At 59.4% G+C, this 17,626-nt stretch carries 15 protein-coding genes; 10 read left to right on the top strand and 5 right to left on the bottom strand.

The features are described from left to right. Nucleotides 1-151: 151 nt before the first annotated feature. Nucleotides 152-1,141 (top strand): Solitary outer membrane autotransporter beta-barrel domain, encoded by a 990-nt coding sequence (locus GQF00_RS07170; protein ID WP_161318490.1) that lies wholly within the window; start codon nucleotides 152-154, stop codon nucleotides 1,139-1,141. Between the two features lie 26 nt (nucleotides 1,142-1,167). Here GQF00_RS07170 and nhaC read toward each other — a convergent pair whose 3' ends face one another. The 3 genes from nhaC to GQF00_RS07185 form a co-directional block, all read right to left on the bottom strand. Next, a complete protein-coding gene (nhaC, locus tag GQF00_RS07175) occupies nucleotides 1,168-2,655 on the bottom strand; it encodes a Na+/H+ antiporter NhaC (protein ID WP_237440435.1) in 1,488 nt (495 codons plus the stop codon). A 131-nt stretch (nucleotides 2,656-2,786) separates the two neighbouring features. Next, nucleotides 2,787-3,290, bottom strand: coding sequence for a GNAT family N-acetyltransferase (locus GQF00_RS07180; RefSeq protein WP_161318491.1), 504 nt, complete (start codon nucleotides 3,288-3,290; stop codon nucleotides 2,787-2,789). Then, nucleotides 3,287-4,135, bottom strand: coding sequence for a 23S rRNA (adenine(2030)-N(6))-methyltransferase RlmJ (locus GQF00_RS07185; RefSeq protein WP_161318492.1), 849 nt, complete (start codon nucleotides 4,133-4,135; stop codon nucleotides 3,287-3,289). The genes GQF00_RS07180 and GQF00_RS07185 overlap by 4 nt, the downstream gene beginning before the upstream one ends. 308 nt (nucleotides 4,136-4,443) lie before the next feature. Here GQF00_RS07185 and dapF point away from each other — a divergent pair, with 308 nt between their 5' ends. The 8 genes from dapF to GQF00_RS07225 all read left to right on the top strand — a co-directional run bounded on the left by dapF (nucleotide 4,444) and on the right by GQF00_RS07225 (nucleotide 13,276). Continuing rightward, entirely contained in the window at nucleotides 4,444-5,295 is an 852-nt protein-coding gene (gene dapF, locus GQF00_RS07190) for a diaminopimelate epimerase (RefSeq protein ID WP_161318493.1), read from the top strand. A gap of 38 nt (nucleotides 5,296-5,333) precedes the next feature. Beyond that, the gene (locus GQF00_RS07195; protein ID WP_161318494.1) at nucleotides 5,334-6,059 is read left to right on the top strand and encodes a DUF484 family protein; all 726 of its coding nucleotides are present in this window, start codon (nucleotides 5,334-5,336) and stop codon (nucleotides 6,057-6,059) included. A 6-nt stretch (nucleotides 6,060-6,065) separates the two neighbouring features. Continuing rightward, on the top strand, nucleotides 6,066-7,010 hold the full coding sequence (gene xerC / locus GQF00_RS07200; RefSeq protein WP_161318495.1) for a tyrosine recombinase XerC: 945 nt from the start codon (nucleotides 6,066-6,068) through the stop codon (nucleotides 7,008-7,010). A 221-nt stretch (nucleotides 7,011-7,231) separates the two neighbouring features. Then, the gene (gene ubiD / locus GQF00_RS07205) at nucleotides 7,232-8,704 is read left to right on the top strand and encodes a 4-hydroxy-3-polyprenylbenzoate decarboxylase (protein WP_161318496.1); all 1,473 of its coding nucleotides are present in this window, start codon (nucleotides 7,232-7,234) and stop codon (nucleotides 8,702-8,704) included. Nucleotides 8,705-8,885: 181 nt separating this feature from the next. Next, on the top strand, nucleotides 8,886-10,247 hold the full coding sequence (locus GQF00_RS07210) for a D-arabinono-1,4-lactone oxidase (protein WP_161318497.1): 1,362 nt from the start codon (nucleotides 8,886-8,888) through the stop codon (nucleotides 10,245-10,247). Between the two features lie 76 nt (nucleotides 10,248-10,323). Further along, entirely contained in the window at nucleotides 10,324-11,604 is a 1,281-nt protein-coding gene (locus GQF00_RS07215; protein WP_161318498.1) for an alanine racemase, read from the top strand. An 80-nt stretch (nucleotides 11,605-11,684) separates the two neighbouring features. After that, nucleotides 11,685-12,044 (top strand): NirD/YgiW/YdeI family stress tolerance protein, encoded by a 360-nt coding sequence (locus GQF00_RS07220; RefSeq protein WP_161318499.1) that lies wholly within the window; start codon nucleotides 11,685-11,687, stop codon nucleotides 12,042-12,044. Between the two features lie 311 nt (nucleotides 12,045-12,355). Then, nucleotides 12,356-13,276 (top strand): metal-dependent hydrolase, encoded by a 921-nt coding sequence (locus GQF00_RS07225; RefSeq protein WP_161318500.1) that lies wholly within the window; start codon nucleotides 12,356-12,358, stop codon nucleotides 13,274-13,276. Between the two features lie 23 nt (nucleotides 13,277-13,299). Here GQF00_RS07225 and GQF00_RS07230 read toward each other — a convergent pair whose 3' ends face one another. Beyond that, nucleotides 13,300-14,784 (bottom strand): amidase, encoded by a 1,485-nt coding sequence (locus GQF00_RS07230; protein WP_161318501.1) that lies wholly within the window; start codon nucleotides 14,782-14,784, stop codon nucleotides 13,300-13,302. A 144-nt stretch (nucleotides 14,785-14,928) separates the two neighbouring features. Here GQF00_RS07230 and GQF00_RS07235 point away from each other — a divergent pair, with 144 nt between their 5' ends. Then, nucleotides 14,929-15,939, top strand: a complete 1,011-nt coding sequence (locus GQF00_RS07235) for a zinc-binding alcohol dehydrogenase family protein (protein WP_161318502.1) — start codon at nucleotides 14,929-14,931, stop codon at nucleotides 15,937-15,939. Between the two features lie 163 nt (nucleotides 15,940-16,102). On the opposite strand, the gene GQF00_RS07240 is transcribed toward GQF00_RS07235, so the two are convergent. Then, on the bottom strand, nucleotides 16,103-17,626 hold the full coding sequence (locus GQF00_RS07240) for an NAD(P)/FAD-dependent oxidoreductase (RefSeq protein ID WP_161318503.1): 1,524 nt from the start codon (nucleotides 17,624-17,626) through the stop codon (nucleotides 16,103-16,105).

Below are 17,626 nucleotides of genomic sequence, written 5' to 3' on the forward strand. Positions count from 1 at the left end.
CATATCCGTGGGAGCGATCGCTTGCCATGCCCTCCGGGTGCGACCGCGCCCCCTTTCCAGCCAAAGACCGCGGTCGAACGACCGCTCCCACAGTGCAAACAGGTGCGAGATTTGTGCTTAACTTGCATCTCAGTCACTTCTCACTCTGATCATGACAAGACACCTCTTCCTGCTCGCTCTCCTTGCCGCTGTCGCCGCCCCGTCCCGGGCTGCAACACCGCTGGACAAGGTGATCCGCCTTAGCCTGGCAGAAAGCTATGTCACCGCCATCCTGCTCAATGGCGGCGATGCGGTGCGCTTTGGTTTCTGGGATTTTGACCCGAACAATTTCATCGGTCTGGAAGATGAAAATCTGGGCTCACTGGAAGCTCAGCAACTGCGTCAGCGTCTCTCTACCCTCTCGATTCCCTACACTTGGAGCACCCCGCTGGGGGAGGACAGCAACACCCTGGTGTTGGGTGTCAAGGCCGCTTACCTGGGCCAGCGACAGGAAACCCAGATCGTCAGCTCCGACATGAGTACCGTGGACGCCATCGACAGCTCAATCACGACGTTGACGCTGGGCGGTGAAGTTCGGCACCGGCTTAATGGCTATGTGGGGCTGGCCGCCGGACTGAATCTGAACTGGCAGCGCTATCGCAATCGCACCGACTTCAACACCCCCGAATCCCAGGCGCTGGCTCCGCTATTTGACGGCTTGATCACCAACTATTCCGCCAACGCCTGGCAGGCAGAGCCCCATGTCCGTGCCACCTGGTTTGTGGGCGGAAGGGATGCCGAACTGAAGCTGATCAGCAGCCTGCACTACATGCACGGCCGCACCTTCGACACCGGCGAAACCGCCCACGATGTGCAACCGGAAGCCTGGTACTGGTCCAACAGCGCCCGCTGGCGCCACCCCTATGTCACCCAAATCCTGCCCGGCCAGAATGTCTGGCTGCAGGCCTCACGGTATGATCTGGGTGGCGATCTGGATGGCCCGCTGGGCAACCATTACTACTATGAGGCAGGGGTTGGCTGGCTGCTGGATATACGCAAGATGAATATCCCCTTCGTAGACAACGTGGGCATCGGCATCAACCTGAACTACGGCAGCGCGCTGCGCGGCGGCACCCTGGTGTTGCTTTTCAACGAAGAATAACCACCGCCCTGCAGTTCACAGACCCGTTATTGCTGTGCAGCTCTCACCGCAGGCGGTTCCAGCCTGAGCACCTTGATACCTAGCCAGGCATACACCAGTGCCAGCACCGGATTGATCAGGTTGAAAAACGCGAAGAAGAGATAGTCTGTCACGGGCACCAACAGCACCGACTGCATGTAGGCGCCACAGGTGTTCCAGGGAATCAGCGGGCTGGTGATGGTGCCGCCGTCTTCCAGGGCACGGGACAGGTTCACCGGCGCCAGCCCCTGGCGCTCATACTCCTCGCGGAACATGCGCCCCGGCATGATGATGGAAATGTACTGGTCGGCGGTGAGGATATTGCTGCCAAGACAGGTGCCCAGGGTGGCGGTAATCAGACCGGCCGCTCCTTTCACCATGCCCAGCAAGCCCTCAATCAGGCGCGCCAGTAGTCCGGCTTTTTCCATTACCGCGCCAAAGGTCATGGCGCACATAATCAGCCAGACGGTGTTCATCATGGAGGCCATGCCGCCGCCGGAGAGCAGGTCATTGAGCGCGGCATCACCGGCATCCACGTTGATACCGGCAAAGAAGGTCTGCCAGATCACCTGCAGGGTCTGTTGCCAACCCGGATCGGCCACCCCAGCCTGCACGGCAATGGCATCCTGCTGGAATAGCAGCGCCCAGACACCGCCCACCAACGCACCAATAAAAATGGCCGGCAGGGCCGGCATGCGCTTGAGTGCCATGAACAACAACAGCCCCAGCGGTAGCAGATGGATGATGGAGATATGGAACTGGCTCTCCAGTCCAGCCAGTAACGGCGCGATACGATCCACACCGGTTGCAGGAATTTCCGTGTTCAGGCCCATTACCAGAAAGATCAGCAGCGCAATGACAATGGAGGGCACCGTGGTCCACAGCATCAGCCTGATGTGCTCGAACAGTTCGGAACCGGCCACCGCCGGCGCCAGGTTGGTGGTTTCAGACAGGGGGGAAATCTTGTCACCGAAATAGGCCCCGGACACTACCGCCCCAGCGGCCACCGGCAGGGATAACCCCAGCCCGCTGGCCACACCGATCAGCGCCACACCCACGGTGGCAGCCACGGTCCAGCTGGAGCCGATGCTCAGGGCGATGATCGCGCAGATCAGGCAGGCAGCCGCATAGAACAGCGACGGGTTCATCAACTCGAGGCCGAAATAAATCAGGGACGGTACGATGCCTGCCAGCCGCCAGGTGCCGATCAGGGCACCCACCATCAGCAGTATCAGAATGGCGCCCAGCGCCACCGAGATACCCTGAATCATGGCGGTTTCCAGTTCCCGCCAGGTCAGGCCGTTCTTCAAACCGATCAGCGAGGCAAGACCGGCGCAAAACAACAGGGCAATCTGGTTGGGACCGTAGGACGCATCATCGCCATACAGATACACCGCCGCCGCCAGCAGGCTGATCAGCACAAGGATCGGGAACAGGGCATCCACAAGGGAAGGGCGGCGGATTCGGGTCTCGGTCATGGCGGCGCTTTCTGTCATGGAGTCATCACTACGATGCTTCCGGTTATACGCTTCCGGCAAGCAGTAAGCACTTACCGGGGCGCAGAAAACGGCGCAGTCTACCAGCGCTCACAAGCCCGTGCAGCGCCGACCGTCGGAGACTGGTGGTGTCAGAACGAGGCCGTGCGTGCCAGGGTATTCAGGGCATCGCCGTCCAGCCGGTAACGGATCCACTCCGACTGGGGCTCGGCCCCCAGGCTCTGGTAGAACTCGATGGCCGGGGTGTTCCAGTCCAGCACGCTCCACTCAAAACGGCCACAGCCCTGCTGCACGGCAATGGCGGCCAGCCGGGCCAGCAGCGCCTTGCCGAGCCCGGCCCCACGGCAAGTGGGCTCCACAAACAGGTCTTCCAGGTAGAGGCCGTTGCGCCCCTGCCAGGTGGAATAATTGAAGAAGTAGATGGCCATGCCCACTAGCCGCCCTTCCTGTTCGGCCACAATGGCATGGGCGGTGGCGCCGTCATCAAACAGGGTGGCCGCCAGCTGGGTCTCGCCCGTCTCTACCTGATCCTCGGCTTTTTCATAGCGGGCCAGCTCGCGAATCAGCCGCAGCAATTCTGCCGCATCGTCCCGGCGAGCCTCTCTCAACTGCGCGCCACCCTGCTCCACACTCATGTGGGGGCTTCATCCGTGAGCTGACGCACCAGGGTGTGGCCTTCCGGATCACACAGCAACTTCTTCAAAACCGGCATGGCCTGAGCCATGTGCTGGGCCAGGGTATAGGGCGGGTTGATCACCAACATGCCCGACCCGGTCATACCGCGGCCGGAGGCGTCCGGGCGCACACACAATTCCAGACGCAGCATGTTGGGGATCTCGGCCTTCATGAACTGACGAAGGAAGGATTCGGTGCGGTTGCGATCCATCACCGGGTACCAGATGGCATAGGTCGCGGTGCTCCACCGTTCCATGGCCATGCGCAGGGCCGGGAGCATTTCCCGGTAATCCTTCTCCAGCTCGTAGGATGGGTCTATCAGCACCATGCCGCGGCGATGCTCCGGCGGCAGCATGGCCTTGAAACCCTGCCAGGCATCCATCTTTTCCACTCGCACGCGCTTGTCTTTGGCAAAGCGCTTTTGCAGCAGATCCACATCGGTGGTGTGCAGCTCGGTGCATTGCAGCCGGTCCTGTTCACGGAGCAGGCTGGCGGCGATCTGCGGCGACCCGGGGTACTCCATCAACTTGCCCACCGGGTTGAGCTGCTTGATCAGATTCACATACTGGTCGATCACCCCAATCTCGGTGCGCTGATCGATCAGGCGGGCGATACCGTCGCGGTATTCGCCGGTCTTCTGCATGTGATCACTGTTGATCAGGTAACTGCCCGCGCCACTGTGGGTATCGTGCACCGTGAAGGGCTTATCCTTCTTTTTCAGGTACTCGATGATGGCAATCTGCACGATGTGCTTGAGGACATCGGCAAAGTTGCCGGCGTGATAGCTGTGGCGGTAGGAAAGCATGATGGCTGCCTGAAATAGTGTAGGGGCGCATTGTACACCCAACGGCACGATAATCCTCTGGCTACGAAGCACCTGTAGGAGTGCCTCTCGAGGCGCGAACCCGAGCCCAAGCAAGGGAAGGAGTTTGAGCGTGGTTATCCCCTTTATCAATGCACCTTGGGTTGTGTTGTCTGATGCTTCTCCTTCGCCAAGGCTCGGGTTCGCGCCTCGAGAGGCACTCCTGCAGGTGGCAATAACAAGACGCCGCCCCCTGACGCCGCCCGCCAGCCGGAGTACAATGGACTTTTAACCTGTACCGGACACCAGCAATGAACCTGCGTTTCACCAAAATGCACGGCCTTGGCAACGATTTCATGGTGATTGATGGCATCAATCAACCACTGCCAGAGGACGGCCTGCCGTTTCCTGCCGACGAAATTCGTCGCCTTGGCAGTCGCCATTTCGGCGTCGGGTTCGACCAGATGCTGATCGTCCAGCCGGCCCGGGGCGGCGAAGCCGACTTCCGCTACCGCATCCTTAATGCGGATGGGTCGGAAGTCAGCCAGTGCGGCAACGGCGCGCGCTGCTTTGCCCTCTTTGTCCGTGATCAGGGCCTGAGTGACAAGCAGGAGGTGGTGGTGGAAACCGCCGCCGGCCTGATGACGCTCACTATCACCCCGGATGAACAGGTGACCGTGGACATGGGCGCCCCACGCTGGGCACCGGATGCCATCCCCATGACCACCAAAGCCGAGGCCGACAGCTACTTTCTGGTCTCCGGCACCCAAGCCTGGGAAGTGGGTGCAGTAGGCCTTGGCAATCCGCACTGCACCCTGCTGGTGGAAAACGTGGACACCGCCCCGGTGGAAACCGTGGGGCCGATTCTGGAAAGCCACGAGCAGTTCCCGGAGCGGGTCAATGTGGGTTTCATGCAGGTGATCAACCGCAACGAGGTGCGCCTGCGGGTGTATGAGCGAGGCGCTGGCGAAACCCTGGCCTGTGGCTCCGGCGCCTGCGCCGCTGTGGTGATCGGTCAGCGTCGCGGCGTCCTGGATCAGCAAGTCACCGTGCATCTTCCCGGCGGCAGTTTGCAGATCGAATATGCCGGAACCGGTGGCATTCGGATGACAGGCCCCGCCAGCCATGTCTATGATGGCAACATTGAGATCAAGACTGACTGAATCCGCACAGACGGACCCCACCAGCACAGGATAGACAGATGACGGATCACAGCCCGGTAAGCGCCGATCAGGTGGCCGCCTATTTGCGCGACAACCCGGAATTCTTCGAACAGCGCCCGGAGCTGCTGGAACTGATCCGGCTACCGGATTCCAAAGGGGACGCCGTCTCCCTGCTGGAACGTCAGGCTTCTATCCTGCGCGAGCGCAACACCGAGCTGCGAGACCGTCTCAACGGCCTGCTCGACGTGGCCCGTGAAAACGACCATCTCTTCGACAAGACCCGCAGACTGACCCTGAGCCTGCTGGAAGCCCGCAGCGCAGAGAAACTGTTCCGCAACCTGCTTACCAGCCTCGCTGATGACTTCCGCAGTGACCGCGTTTCGCTGATGCTCTACGATCGCGAAGTGCCCATTCTCGGCGATCTGCGCAACCAGATCCGCTGTGTGGACAGCACCGCCCTGCCCCAGGCGCTCAACCATCTGCTGCGCAACGGCAAGGCCGTGTGTGGCGCCATGCGCCAGGAAGAGATGGAAGCCCTGTTCAAGGATCACGCCACCGATATTCGCTCCGCCGCCATGGTGCCGCTGGAATATCAGGGCCGGCTCGGCCTGCTGGCCATTGGCAGCAAGAGCGCCATGCACTTCCGCAGTTCCCTGGGCACCTTGTTCATTACCCATATCGGCCAGGTGCTTAGCCGCCGTCTGCACGAAGTGTTGCGTCAGTACCCGCATCAGGCAGCCAAAAAATCAATTAATAGTGAATAATCAATAATGAATAGTGAAAAGAACGGCGCTTCTGACGTTATTAATTATTCACTATTAACTATTCATTCTTTTCTCAAGCACCTTGAGTCTGAACGGCGGCTTTCACCGCATACGGTCAGCAATTATCAGCGAGATCTGAAAGAGGCCTCTCGGATATTGGGGTCCCGCGACTGGGCGGACATTACCGTACATGACATTCGCTCACTGGTGGCCACGCTCCACCGCCAGGGAAAAGGCGGCAAGACCATCGCGCGCCTGCTTTCCACACTCCGAACGTTCTACCGGTATTTGATGCGTGAAGGCATCGCCAAAGACAATCCGGTAATCGATGTTCGCGCCCCCAAGAGTGGCAAGCGCCTGCCCAAGGCACTGGACGCGGATCAGGTGACCCAACTACTGGATGCCGGCACCGACAAGGGCGACCCACTGAGCCTGCGAGACCAGGCCATCATGGAGCTGTTCTATGCCTGTGGTCTGCGATTGGCGGAGTTGCTGAGCCTGAACCTGGACAGTATCGACATGTCCGCCGCGCAATTGCTGGTGACAGGCAAAGGCAACAAGACCCGCCAGCTGCCCATGGGCAAACCCGCCGTCACCGCCCTCAAGCGCTGGCTCAAGGCCCGCACCCTGTTCGTCAAGGACAGCACCGAGAATGCGGTTTTTCTCAGCAAGCATGGCAAGCGGCTGTCGCCCTCCAGCGTCCAGCAACGCCTCAAGCGCCATGCTCTGGAGCGCGGGCTGGATGACCACCTGCATCCCCACAAGCTGCGCCACTCCTTTGCTACCCATCTGCTGGAATCCTCCGGCGACCTGCGCGCCGTCCAGGAACTGCTCGGCCACGCCGACCTGGCCACCACCCAGGTCTATACCCATCTGGATTTTCAGCATCTGGCCCAGGTGTACGACGGGGCACATCCAAGAGCACAGAGAAAAAAAGACGAAGAGGAATAGCCTCACTATCGGGAACCCCGCCCCCCATACCCGAACCCTGATCAGGGCACCGAGCCCAAAAGCGCCATTCGATCAATTACCCGATACCCAAAACCCGGCAACTATTCCCTATCCCCGAATCCAGTCGTAGCTCGTAGCTCGTAGCTCACCACTCGCCGCTCACCCCCAGCCTGCTATACTCGCATCAAACCTTTCTGGTTACCCTGTCTACAAGGAACACCATGAAATACCGCGACCTGCGAGACTTCATTAGCCAGCTGGAACAGCTCGGCGAACTCAAACGCATCACCGTACCGGTGGACCCCAAGCTGGAGATGACCGAAATCTGCGATCGCACCCTGCGTGCCGGCGGACCCGCCCTGCTGTTTGAAAATCCAGTGGGCTTTGGCACCCCGGTACTGGGGAATCTGTTTGGCACCGAGCGACGGGTCGCTCTGGGCATGGGCCGTGATTCGGTGGAGGAACTGCGCGAGCTGGGTGAGCTATTGGCCTTCCTCAAGGAACCGGAGCCCCCCAAGGGGTTTCGTGATGCCTGGGAAAAACTGCCGGTATTTCGCAAGGTGCTGAGCATGTCGCCCAAGGTATCCAGCAGCGGCCCCTGTCAGGACAAGGTACTGGAAGGCGACGCGGTAGACCTGTATCAACTGCCCATCCAGACCTGCTGGCCCGGCGATGCCGGTCCGCTTATCACCTGGCCACTGGTGATTACCCGCGGCCCTCACAAGGAACGCCAGAACCTGGGCATCTACCGTCAGCAGTTGATCGGCCGCAACAAGCTGATCATGCGTTGGCTCAGCCATCGCGGTGGGGCACTGGATTTCCAGGAATGGCAGCAGGAACATCCCGGTGAGCCCTTCCCCATCTCGGTGGCGCTTGGCGCCGACCCGGCCACCATTCTTGGTGCCGTGACCCCGGTGCCGGACACCCTCAGCGAATATGCGTTTGCCGGGCTGCTACGCGGCTCCAAAACCGAGCTGGTGAAATGTATCGGTAACGACCTGCAGGTACCCGCCAGTGCCGAATTCGTCCTCGAGGGTCACATTTACCCGGATGAAATGGCCGACGAAGGCCCGTTCGGGGACCACACCGGCTACTACAATGAAGTGGAACGTTTCCCGGTCTTCACCGTCGAACGCATTACCCACCGCCGCGACCCGATCTACCACAGCACTTACACCGGCCGACCACCGGATGAGCCCGCCGTCCTCGGCGTGGCCATGAATGAAATCTTTGTGCCGATTTTGAAGAAACAGTTTCCGGAAATCGTGGACTTTTATCTGCCCCCGGAAGGCTGTTCCTACCGCATGGCGGTGGTGACCATGAAGAAGCAATACCCCGGCCACGCCAAGCGCGTGATGATGGGGGTGTGGTCCTTCCTGCGCCAGTTCATGTACACCAAGTTCGTGATCGTTTGCGACGACGACGTGAATGCCCGCGACTGGAAGGATGTGATGTGGGCCATTACCACCCGCATGGACCCTGCCCGGGATACGGTATTGGTAGAAAACACCCCCATCGACTATCTCGACTTCGCCTCCCCGGTGGCCGGCCTGGGTTCCAAGATGGGCATGGATGCCACCAGCAAGATGCCCGGCGAAACCTCGCGAGAATGGGGCCGAGCCATCAGCATGGACAAGGCTGTGAAGGAGAAGGTGGATGAGATGTGGGCCAGTCTAGGAATGAATAATGAATAGTTAATAACGCGCGAACCCGGTCCTGATAGCCTTAAGCGCAAGAAGCCGCGACCAAACCATGGGCGCGGCCTCTTAGGTCTCAATACGGATTGAATCAGTTCCGCGACGTTATTAATTATTCACTATTAACTATTAATTGCCTTTCTTGTACCATGGTGCCAAACAATAACATGGATGAATGATGGCACTTCTCGACTCCATTGACCGACGCGGCTTTCTGAAAGCACTGGGCAGCGCAGGTGCGCTGAGCGCGATGGCTCCGCAGACGCTGCTTGCTGACACCGCAGAGCCCGCCGCCCCGTGGCAAAACTGGTCGGGCAATCAGCAGGCCACCCCTGATCAGTTACTGTTCCCGCGGGATGAAAAAACCCTGCGTGACGCCGTCACCGCCAGCACCGGCACGCTGCGCGCCTTTGGCGGCAGCCATTCCTTTAGTGGCATTGTTCCCACCAATGACACCCTGATTTCCCTTGAGGCCATGGCCGGGCTGCGTGACCAGCAAGACAACCTGTTCACCTGGGGCGCTGGCACCCGGTTAGGCATGGCCAGCGCACAGGCTTATTCTCTTGGCCACAGCTTTACCAATGAGCCGGACATCAATCTGCAATCACTGGCCGGCGCCATTGCCACCAGTACCCATGGTACCGGCAGCAAACTGACCAGCTTGTCCGGACAAGTGGAAGCACTCACTCTGATGCTGCCCAGCGGTGAAACCCTGCATCTGGACAAGAAAGATGGCGACCATTTTCTGGCCGCCTGTTGCAGCGTCGGCGCACTCGGCATCGTCACCGACATCACCTTCCGCCATGAACCCGCCTATCGCCTCAAGGAACACACCTGGACGTTGCCCCTGCGCGAGGCCATGGATTTTGTCGAAAAGGAAAAAGACAACCTTCGCCATATCGAGTTTTTCGCCTTCCCGCTGGGCAACCAGGCCATCGTCAAGACCATGGAAGTCACCGACGATCCCCAGGACAGTCCGCCCCGGGAAGATGACAACGAACTGCTGGAAACCATCTGCAAGGTAGCCATGCATGCGGGCTGGCTGACACCCTCCCTGCAAAAACTGGTCACCCTGTTTGTGGAAGACAGCACTTTTGTGAGCGGCTCCCCTACCGTTTATGGCAACCGCCGCACGGTACGTTTCAACGAAATGGAATACACCGTTGCAGCACAAGACGGCATGGCCTGCCTGGAAGAGGTCTGTGACACCCTGCGCAAGGAAGACATCAATGTGTTCTTCCCCATCGAGTTCCGCTATGTCGGCCGTGATGACCGACTGCTCTCCATGTTCCATGAACGCGATGGTGCCAGCCTGTCGATTCATCAATATTTCGCGCAAGACTACCAGAAGGTATTTGCACCGGTGGAGCCCATTCTGAACCGCTACGCCGGTCGCCCCCATTGGGGCAAGCTGCACAACCTGACCCGCCAGGAGCTGGCCGAGCTATACCCGGCCTTCGATCGCTTTCAGGCGGTGCGCCGTGAACTGGATCCGCAGGGCAGGATGTTGAATCCGCATTTGATGCGGCTGTTTACGTGACAATGCGTTCGACCAAAGAGGGCGGAGACAAGCATCCACCTATTTCTGCGCTGCGAACCACACTCTGGGGTAACAGATGAAACGCCGAGGATTTCTTATCGGGCTGGGCGCCCTTGCCGCGGGTGGCTGGCTACTGCGCCCGGACAACAAGGGAGCGCCCCATGCGGCCTATTTCCAGGGCATCAATGACACCCTGAAAACCACCGGGCCGGGCCGGCCAGTGATGCTGGTGGACCGCCAGCGTCTGGCCGATAACTGCCAGACCCTGATGACGCTTCTGCCCAGCCGCTGCAACTTGCGGATTGTCGCCAAGTCACTGCCCAGTGTGCCGTTGATTCAGGACGTCATGACACACACCGGCACCAACCGGGTAATGGTTTTTCACCAGCCCTTCATGAATGCGCTTGCCGAGGCACAACCCGATTGCGACATGCTGCTGGGCAAGCCCATGCCAATACAGGCTGCGCGACAGTTTTATCGGGAATTGGAGAACGCCAGCGGCTTTGATGCTGACCAACAGCTGCAGTGGCTCATCGATGGCCTGCCCCGGCTGGAACAGTATCTGGCCCTGGCCCGCGAGCAAAATCGGCAGCTGCGAATCAACGTGGAAATCGATGTGGGCCTGCACCGGGGCGGCCTTACCGATCCTCAGCAGCTGGACGCCCTCCTGGCGTTGATTGCCGCCAATCCTGAGCACCTGATTTTCAGCGGCTTCATGGGCTACGACGCCCATGTAGGCAAACTGCCGGCCTTTATCCAGAACGCCGACGAGGGCCACCGGGAAACCGAGGCGATTTACCAATCCTACATCGAACGCCTCTACAGCCAGGCGCCGCAGTATCAGCAGCAGACGCTGTGCTTCAACGGCGCAGGCAGCCCGACACTGGCGCTCTATGACAACGACACGGTACTCAATGAACTCAGTGCGGGCTCCTGTCTGGTGAAAGCCACGGACTTCGACCTGCCCCTGCTGGATGGATTCCAGCCCGCCGTGTTCATTGCCGCCCCGGTGATCAAATCCCTGCCCGGACTGGCCATGCCGGGCCCGCTGCCACTCGGAAGCCTCTGGAAAGCGTGGGATACGAATCGTCAGCACACTTACTTTGTCTACGGCGGATACTGGAAAGCAGAACCGGTGTCTCCAGCGGGAATTCAGGCCAACCCGGTGTACGGCGTCAGCAGCAACCAGATGATGTACAACGGCAGCAACGAAACGGCCCTGAACATGGACGACCAGATTTTTTTCCGCCCCACCCAGAGTGAATTCGTACTGCTGCAGTTCGGCGATCTGGCGGTCTGGGAGCACGACAGCATCAGCGAATGGTGGCCGGTGCTGCCCCAGGGAGCCGGCGCCTGACGATCGCCTTTCCGTGCCGGGAACATGTTGGCCAAACAGGGCTCTAACAGGGAGAGACATCCACTCAAGGACGTTCATTCATGAAAACCCTGATGGCAGCCGCCCTGCTGATACTGGCAGCGTCCGCCAGTGCCGATAGCGACATGCTGCACAGCAGCGCAGACATTTCTGCCCATACCGCCGCAGGCACACCGGTGCAGTTGAAAGGCGAAATCCTCCAGTCGCTTGGCAACGACCGCTATCTGCTACGCGACCGCGAGGGCAGAATTGAAATCCAGCTACCAGGCAAACTCACCGCCGGACAAACCCTGGACCCGGGTACCCGGCTAACCATTTCCGGCGAGGTCGAACAGACGTCGACCCACCCTCGGGTAGACGCCCACAAGCTCCACTCCCTGAAAAGCGCCATCAACCCGGCGTCATCGACGATCAGTTACTGAGAGGGACGCCCTCGCACTGGAAGCGGATTAAACGACGTACAACATGCTCTCCGCCCTTGTGTCTGGTGCAAGATGCCCCCCGCCCGCCCCTATTCCCCTCTTCGGGGGAACCCTCAAGCCACTGACAAAATCAGGACAGATCATTTTCCAATGCGATTCACTTCCATTGGATATCAACATGTTACCCGCCCACCCCCACCGCCGCAGGCCACTGCAAACGATGACATTGACCACTGGCACAGTTTCGTTGTAGCTTTACCCTGTTCACACAGATAGAACAAGAAGACCCGGAAAGTGAAGAGAGCACAGCCATGACTACAGCCCAGCGTCATCTGTTAAAACCTCGTAAAGTGGAGTTCGACTTCGCGTCCACGCCACTGCACTGGTTACGCAACGATCCCTTCTCCACCCACATCATCAACGGTATCCACATGCTGCTGCCCGCCGGCGAACTGTGGTTTTGCCGGGTCTATAACCAGGCGCTGCCGCTAGTGACCGATGAGGCGTTACGGGAAGACGTTAAGGGCTTTATCCGCCAGGAAGCGATTCACTCGCGCCAGCACAGCAAGGCACAGACTTATCTGGAAGCCCATGGATTGAGCGTTGACTACGTACAGCGTGCGGAGTGGTTGTTCGACACCATTCTCGGAGATGCGCCCTTCGGGATGAAATTCCTGAAACAGCGGGCCTGGGAAAAACAATGGCTGATTCTGCGAGTAGGGCTGATTGCGGCCATCGAGCATTTCACCGGCGTACTGGGACAGTGGGCCATGGACAACGACACCTGGGAAGAAAATGGCGATGCCGCCATGGTGGACCTGTTCAAGTGGCACCTGGCCGAAGAAGTGGAACATCGCACCGTCGCCTTCGATCTGTTCGAACACCTGTGCAAGAGCGAACTGGGCTTCTATGTCAGCCGTCAGGCACTGATGGCCATCGTCTTCCCGTTGTTCCTGTATTTCATCTCCGAAGGGGGCCGTAGCCTGGCCAAACAAGATCCGGATCCAGAAGCACGCCGTATTGGCCGCATGCTGCTTCCCCGCATCCTGCTTGAGCTGCAGAAGGTCGGAACGCGAACCCGCAACGTCCCCACCTTCTCATTACTGCTGCGCGCCACCGCCCGCTGGGTCTCCCCCCGCTTCCACCCGATCGACGAAGGAGACACTGAACAAGCGCTGGCCTACCTGGCCCGATCCCCCGCCGCACAGGCTGCGGCAGCAATGAACGCCTGACAGCCGTAACCCGGCCTCCGGCATCAAATGTCCGGAGTCTTGTCGAACCAGGGCGCAGCTTGCTCAAGCTGCGCCGCCAGCGACAGCAGCTTGCCTTCGTCGCCATGGGCACCCACGAACTGGGAGCCCAGCGGCAAGCCTGCCTCGGTCCAGTGCAACGGCACCGACATGGCCGGCACACCGGTGACGTTGGCAAACTGGGTAAACGGCATGTACTTGAAATTCTCCAGCGCCATCTGCTCAATCATGCCGGTTTTCATCAACAGCTTTTCTCCGCCCACCTTGAGCAGCATCTTCAGCGCATTCTGCTGCCACATTGGTGTCGCCATGGCACCGATGCCCGCTGGCGGCATGGCCAGTGTTGGCGTCAGCCAGAAATCATACTGTTCCAGGAAAGCATCCATCGCGATCATGTATTGCTGCCAGCGGGACTGACACTTCACATATTCATGGGCAGGGGTTGCGCGCCCAAAGGCCGCGATGGCAAGGGTGTCCAGTTCGAAACCCTCATCGCCACAGCCAGTGAGTGCCTTCACCTCATCCACTTCCGCCGCGCACTGCCCGAACCAGACTGTCAGCCAATCCATACACATCTGTTTGGCGTCCATTTGCGGCTCGGCCTCTTCCACTTCATGGCCCAGATCCCGCAACAGCGCAACGGTTTTTTCCACGGCCTTCACCGCCTCAGGATCCACCTCTTTGCCCAGCGGAGAGCGCGTAGAGAAACCAATGCGCAGACGTCCCGGCTTGCCACTACCCGCCACCACATAACGCTGTTCCGGTGGCGCGATATGGAACAGGCTGCCACGCTCATCCCCCTGCTCCAGGTCCAGCAACAAGGCACTGTCACGCACTGAGCGGGTGACCACATGATTCACCGCAATACCGTGCATGGCTTCGGTAAACGTGGGTCCCCATGGCGTACGCCCACGACCCGGCTTGAGACCAAAAAGCCCACAACAGGCAGCGGGAATACGGATACTGCCACCGCCATCATTGGCACCAGCCAACGGGACAACACCAGCAGCAACCATGGCCGCGGAACCACCGGAAGAACCACCCGGCGTGTGGCCGGTATTCCAGGGGTTGCGCGCCGGACCAAAAGAGTCGGGCTCAGTGATACCCTTGGCACCGAACTCCGGGGTGTTAGTGCGACCAAACGGCACCAGCCCGGCCTGCTTCCAGCGTGCAACCAGCGTTGAATCCTGCTCGGCACGAATGTCATGTTGTTTGCGCGCCTTGTTGCCCCGGTAGTCCGGCTGTCCGCCTATCTCCTGAAACAGATCCTTCACCAGCATTGGCACCCCGGCCAAGGGCCCACTCAGAGAGGCAGCCGCACGTTGGCGCGCCATCTCATAGAGTGGAATGATCAGGCCATTCAATTGCGGGTTGACCGCCTCCGCCCTGGCAATTGCCAGCTCCAGCAATTCACTGGCGGTCACCTCCCCTTTGTTAACCAATTCCGCCAGGCCAATGGCATCAAACTTTCGGTATTCTTCGAATTTCATGAAAACTCCTGCTCTCCCATTATTGCCAAACCGGAACGGCAGCAACCGCTTTACTGTGGCATAGTCAGCGCTTCAATATGTGCCAAATTGTTAACGCCTGACGCTCGACATTAGCGCAATAGCACACTGTGCAGAGGGGAGAAGATGAAAGCCATCGGGTTCAATCAACCGCGTACCATTGATGACGTTCATGCGCTGGAAGATATTCAGCTGGATTTGCCCAGCCCCGGCCCGCGGGATCTGCTGATATCGGTACAGGCAGTATCCGTGAATCCCATCGACACGAAACTTCGCCAGCGGCCGCTGGAGCAGCCCGGCTACCGTGTTCTGGGTTTTGATGCGGCAGGCGTGGTGGAATCCGTAGGCAGCGAGGTAACGGGCTTCAAGAAAGGGGATCGGGTCTGGTATGCCGGGGCGGTTCAGCGCCAGGGCAGTAACGCCGAACATCAATGCGTGGACGAACGGCTGGTGGCCCGAAAGCCGGACAGCCTGGGCATGCAGGAAGCAGCAGCACTACCGCTCACCGCACTCACCGCCTGGGAAGCACTGGAGGATCAACTGGGTTTTCGGCCCGGGGAGTGCAACGGCAAAACCCTGTTGGTAATTGGCGGCGCCGGTGGGGTGGGCTCCATCGCCATCCAGTTGGCAGCCCGACACTTTGGCCTGCGTGTGATCGCGACGGCCGGGCGCGAGACCTCCGCCAACTGGTGTGAAGCCATGGGGGCCCATGCGCTGGTGGATTACCGCGAACCGCTCCTGCCTCAACTGGAAGCACTCGGGGCGCCCCAGGTGGACGGCATTTTCATCACCCAGAACCTGGATCACTACTGGCAAACCGCCTGCCAGGCCATCGCCCCGCTGGGCGGCATCTGTGCCATCGTCGACGCCCGCGGACCGCTGGACCTGAACCCGCTCAAGGCAAAAAGCGCCCGCTTCTGCTGGGAATTTATGTTCACCCGCGCCATGTTCGCCCAGGACATGCAACGTCAGGGCGACATCCTTAGACAACTTGCCGAGCTGGTGGATACTGGCACGATTCAAACCACGCTTAGCGAAGGCATGGGGCCGATCAACGCCGAAAACCTGAAAGCCGCCCATCGACGCCTGGAGGAAGGGAATACGATCGGCAAGCTGGTGTTGGCGGGCTGGGAATAAGTCGGGCTTGCCCCCACGCATTACCCCTGCATTGGCGGCGGTCTATTCAGAGCAGCACCACGGCATCCCGATAGAGGGATACCGTAGTGCCAAAGGACTCATACGGGCAGCAGCCCCTCATGCACTACCATGTATTGAGGGGCCGTGACGCCTGTCGCCAGGATCAGGCAGCGTCCTGCTTTTCGCTCACGCCGTATTGCACGTCGTAGTCAGACAGGCTGAATGCGCTCAGGCGTTTTTTCAGCTCAGCCAGCGACCACGGCCAGGCGGCAAAGTTGCGGCCGTTCTGATCCAGGTAATAGCTCTTGCAGCCACCGCTGTTGAACACGGTGCCTTTCAGATGCTTCTGCACTTTGTCGTTGTGACGCTGCAACACGCCCGGATTAATCGCCAGACGACTAATGCCCTTCGCCTTGATCTTCTTCAGGCCATCAATGATGTAATCCAGCTGCGCTTCGGCCAGGCCGATAAAGGAGTCATACACCAGCACGTTCGGGCCCAGCACCAGGAACGCGTTGGGCACATCTTTCATGGTGGCGCCAAGATAGGCTTCCGGCGACGTATCCTTCCACAGGTCAGACAGACGCTCGCCGTTGGCATTGATGACTTTGCGGCCAATCGGCGGATGAGACACCTCGAAGCCGGTACCCCAGATAATCACATCCACTTCGTGCCGCTCACCATTGGCAGCAATCACCGTGTTGCCTTCTACTTCCACCAGGCCATGAGGAATCAGATTGGCGTTATCCGCCTGTAGGGCAGGGTAATAGTTGTTAGCGAACAGAATGCGCTTACAGCCCAGCGTAAAGTCCGGCGTTACGGCCTTGCGCAGGGTCTTGTCTTTCACCTGAACACGCAGCAGCTGTTTGGCGGCGGTGCTCACCGGCTTCAGCGCCACGGGATTACGCAAGCCGAAGTTGATCACGTTCAGGGATTGCGCCACGGCCTTGCGCCAGGTTTTCTGAATCACCGGCAGTTTTTCAATCAGCTGTTTGCTGTTGTCACCCAGATTCATGTCCGGCTTGGGCAACACCCAGGGGGCGGTGCGCTGGAACACGTGCAGCTCTTTCACCTTTGGCTGAATCTGCGGTACAAACTGGATCGCCGATGCGCCCGTGCCGATCACCGCCACACGCTTTCCTGTCAGATCATAATCGTGGTTCCACTTGGCTGAGTGGAACATTTCACCTTTGAACGTATCCAGTCCGGGCAGATTGGGGATCTGGGCTTCAGTGATCGGACCGGTGGCGAATACCACGGTGCGTGCCAGCGTCTGGGACGGCTTGCCATTGGTGGTGGTGTCCAGTACCCACAGGTGACGCGCCTCATCCCACTGGGCATTGTCCAGTTCAGTGCCGAACTCGATCAGCTCTTCAATACCAAACTCCTTGCTGACCCCTTCCAGGTACTCAAGGATTTCTGGCTGACGAGCAAACAGGTGGCTCCATTTGCTGCTTGGCGCAAAGGAAAACGAATACAGGGAAGACGGCACATCACAGCCGCACCCCGGGTAGGTATTCTCGCGCCATGTGCCACCCACGCGATTGGCTTTCTCGATAATCTTGAAATCGTGATAGCCCTCTTTCTTCATTTTGTACGCGGCACAAATACCGGAAATACCGGCACCCACGATAAAGCTGTCGTAAACTTTGGCCTCAGTGGCCTTGGTCTTTTTTGCTGCTGCCAT

Source organism: Alcanivorax sp. DP30 (genome assembly GCF_009882945.1).
GTDB lineage: Bacteria > Pseudomonadota > Gammaproteobacteria > Pseudomonadales > Alcanivoracaceae > Alcanivorax.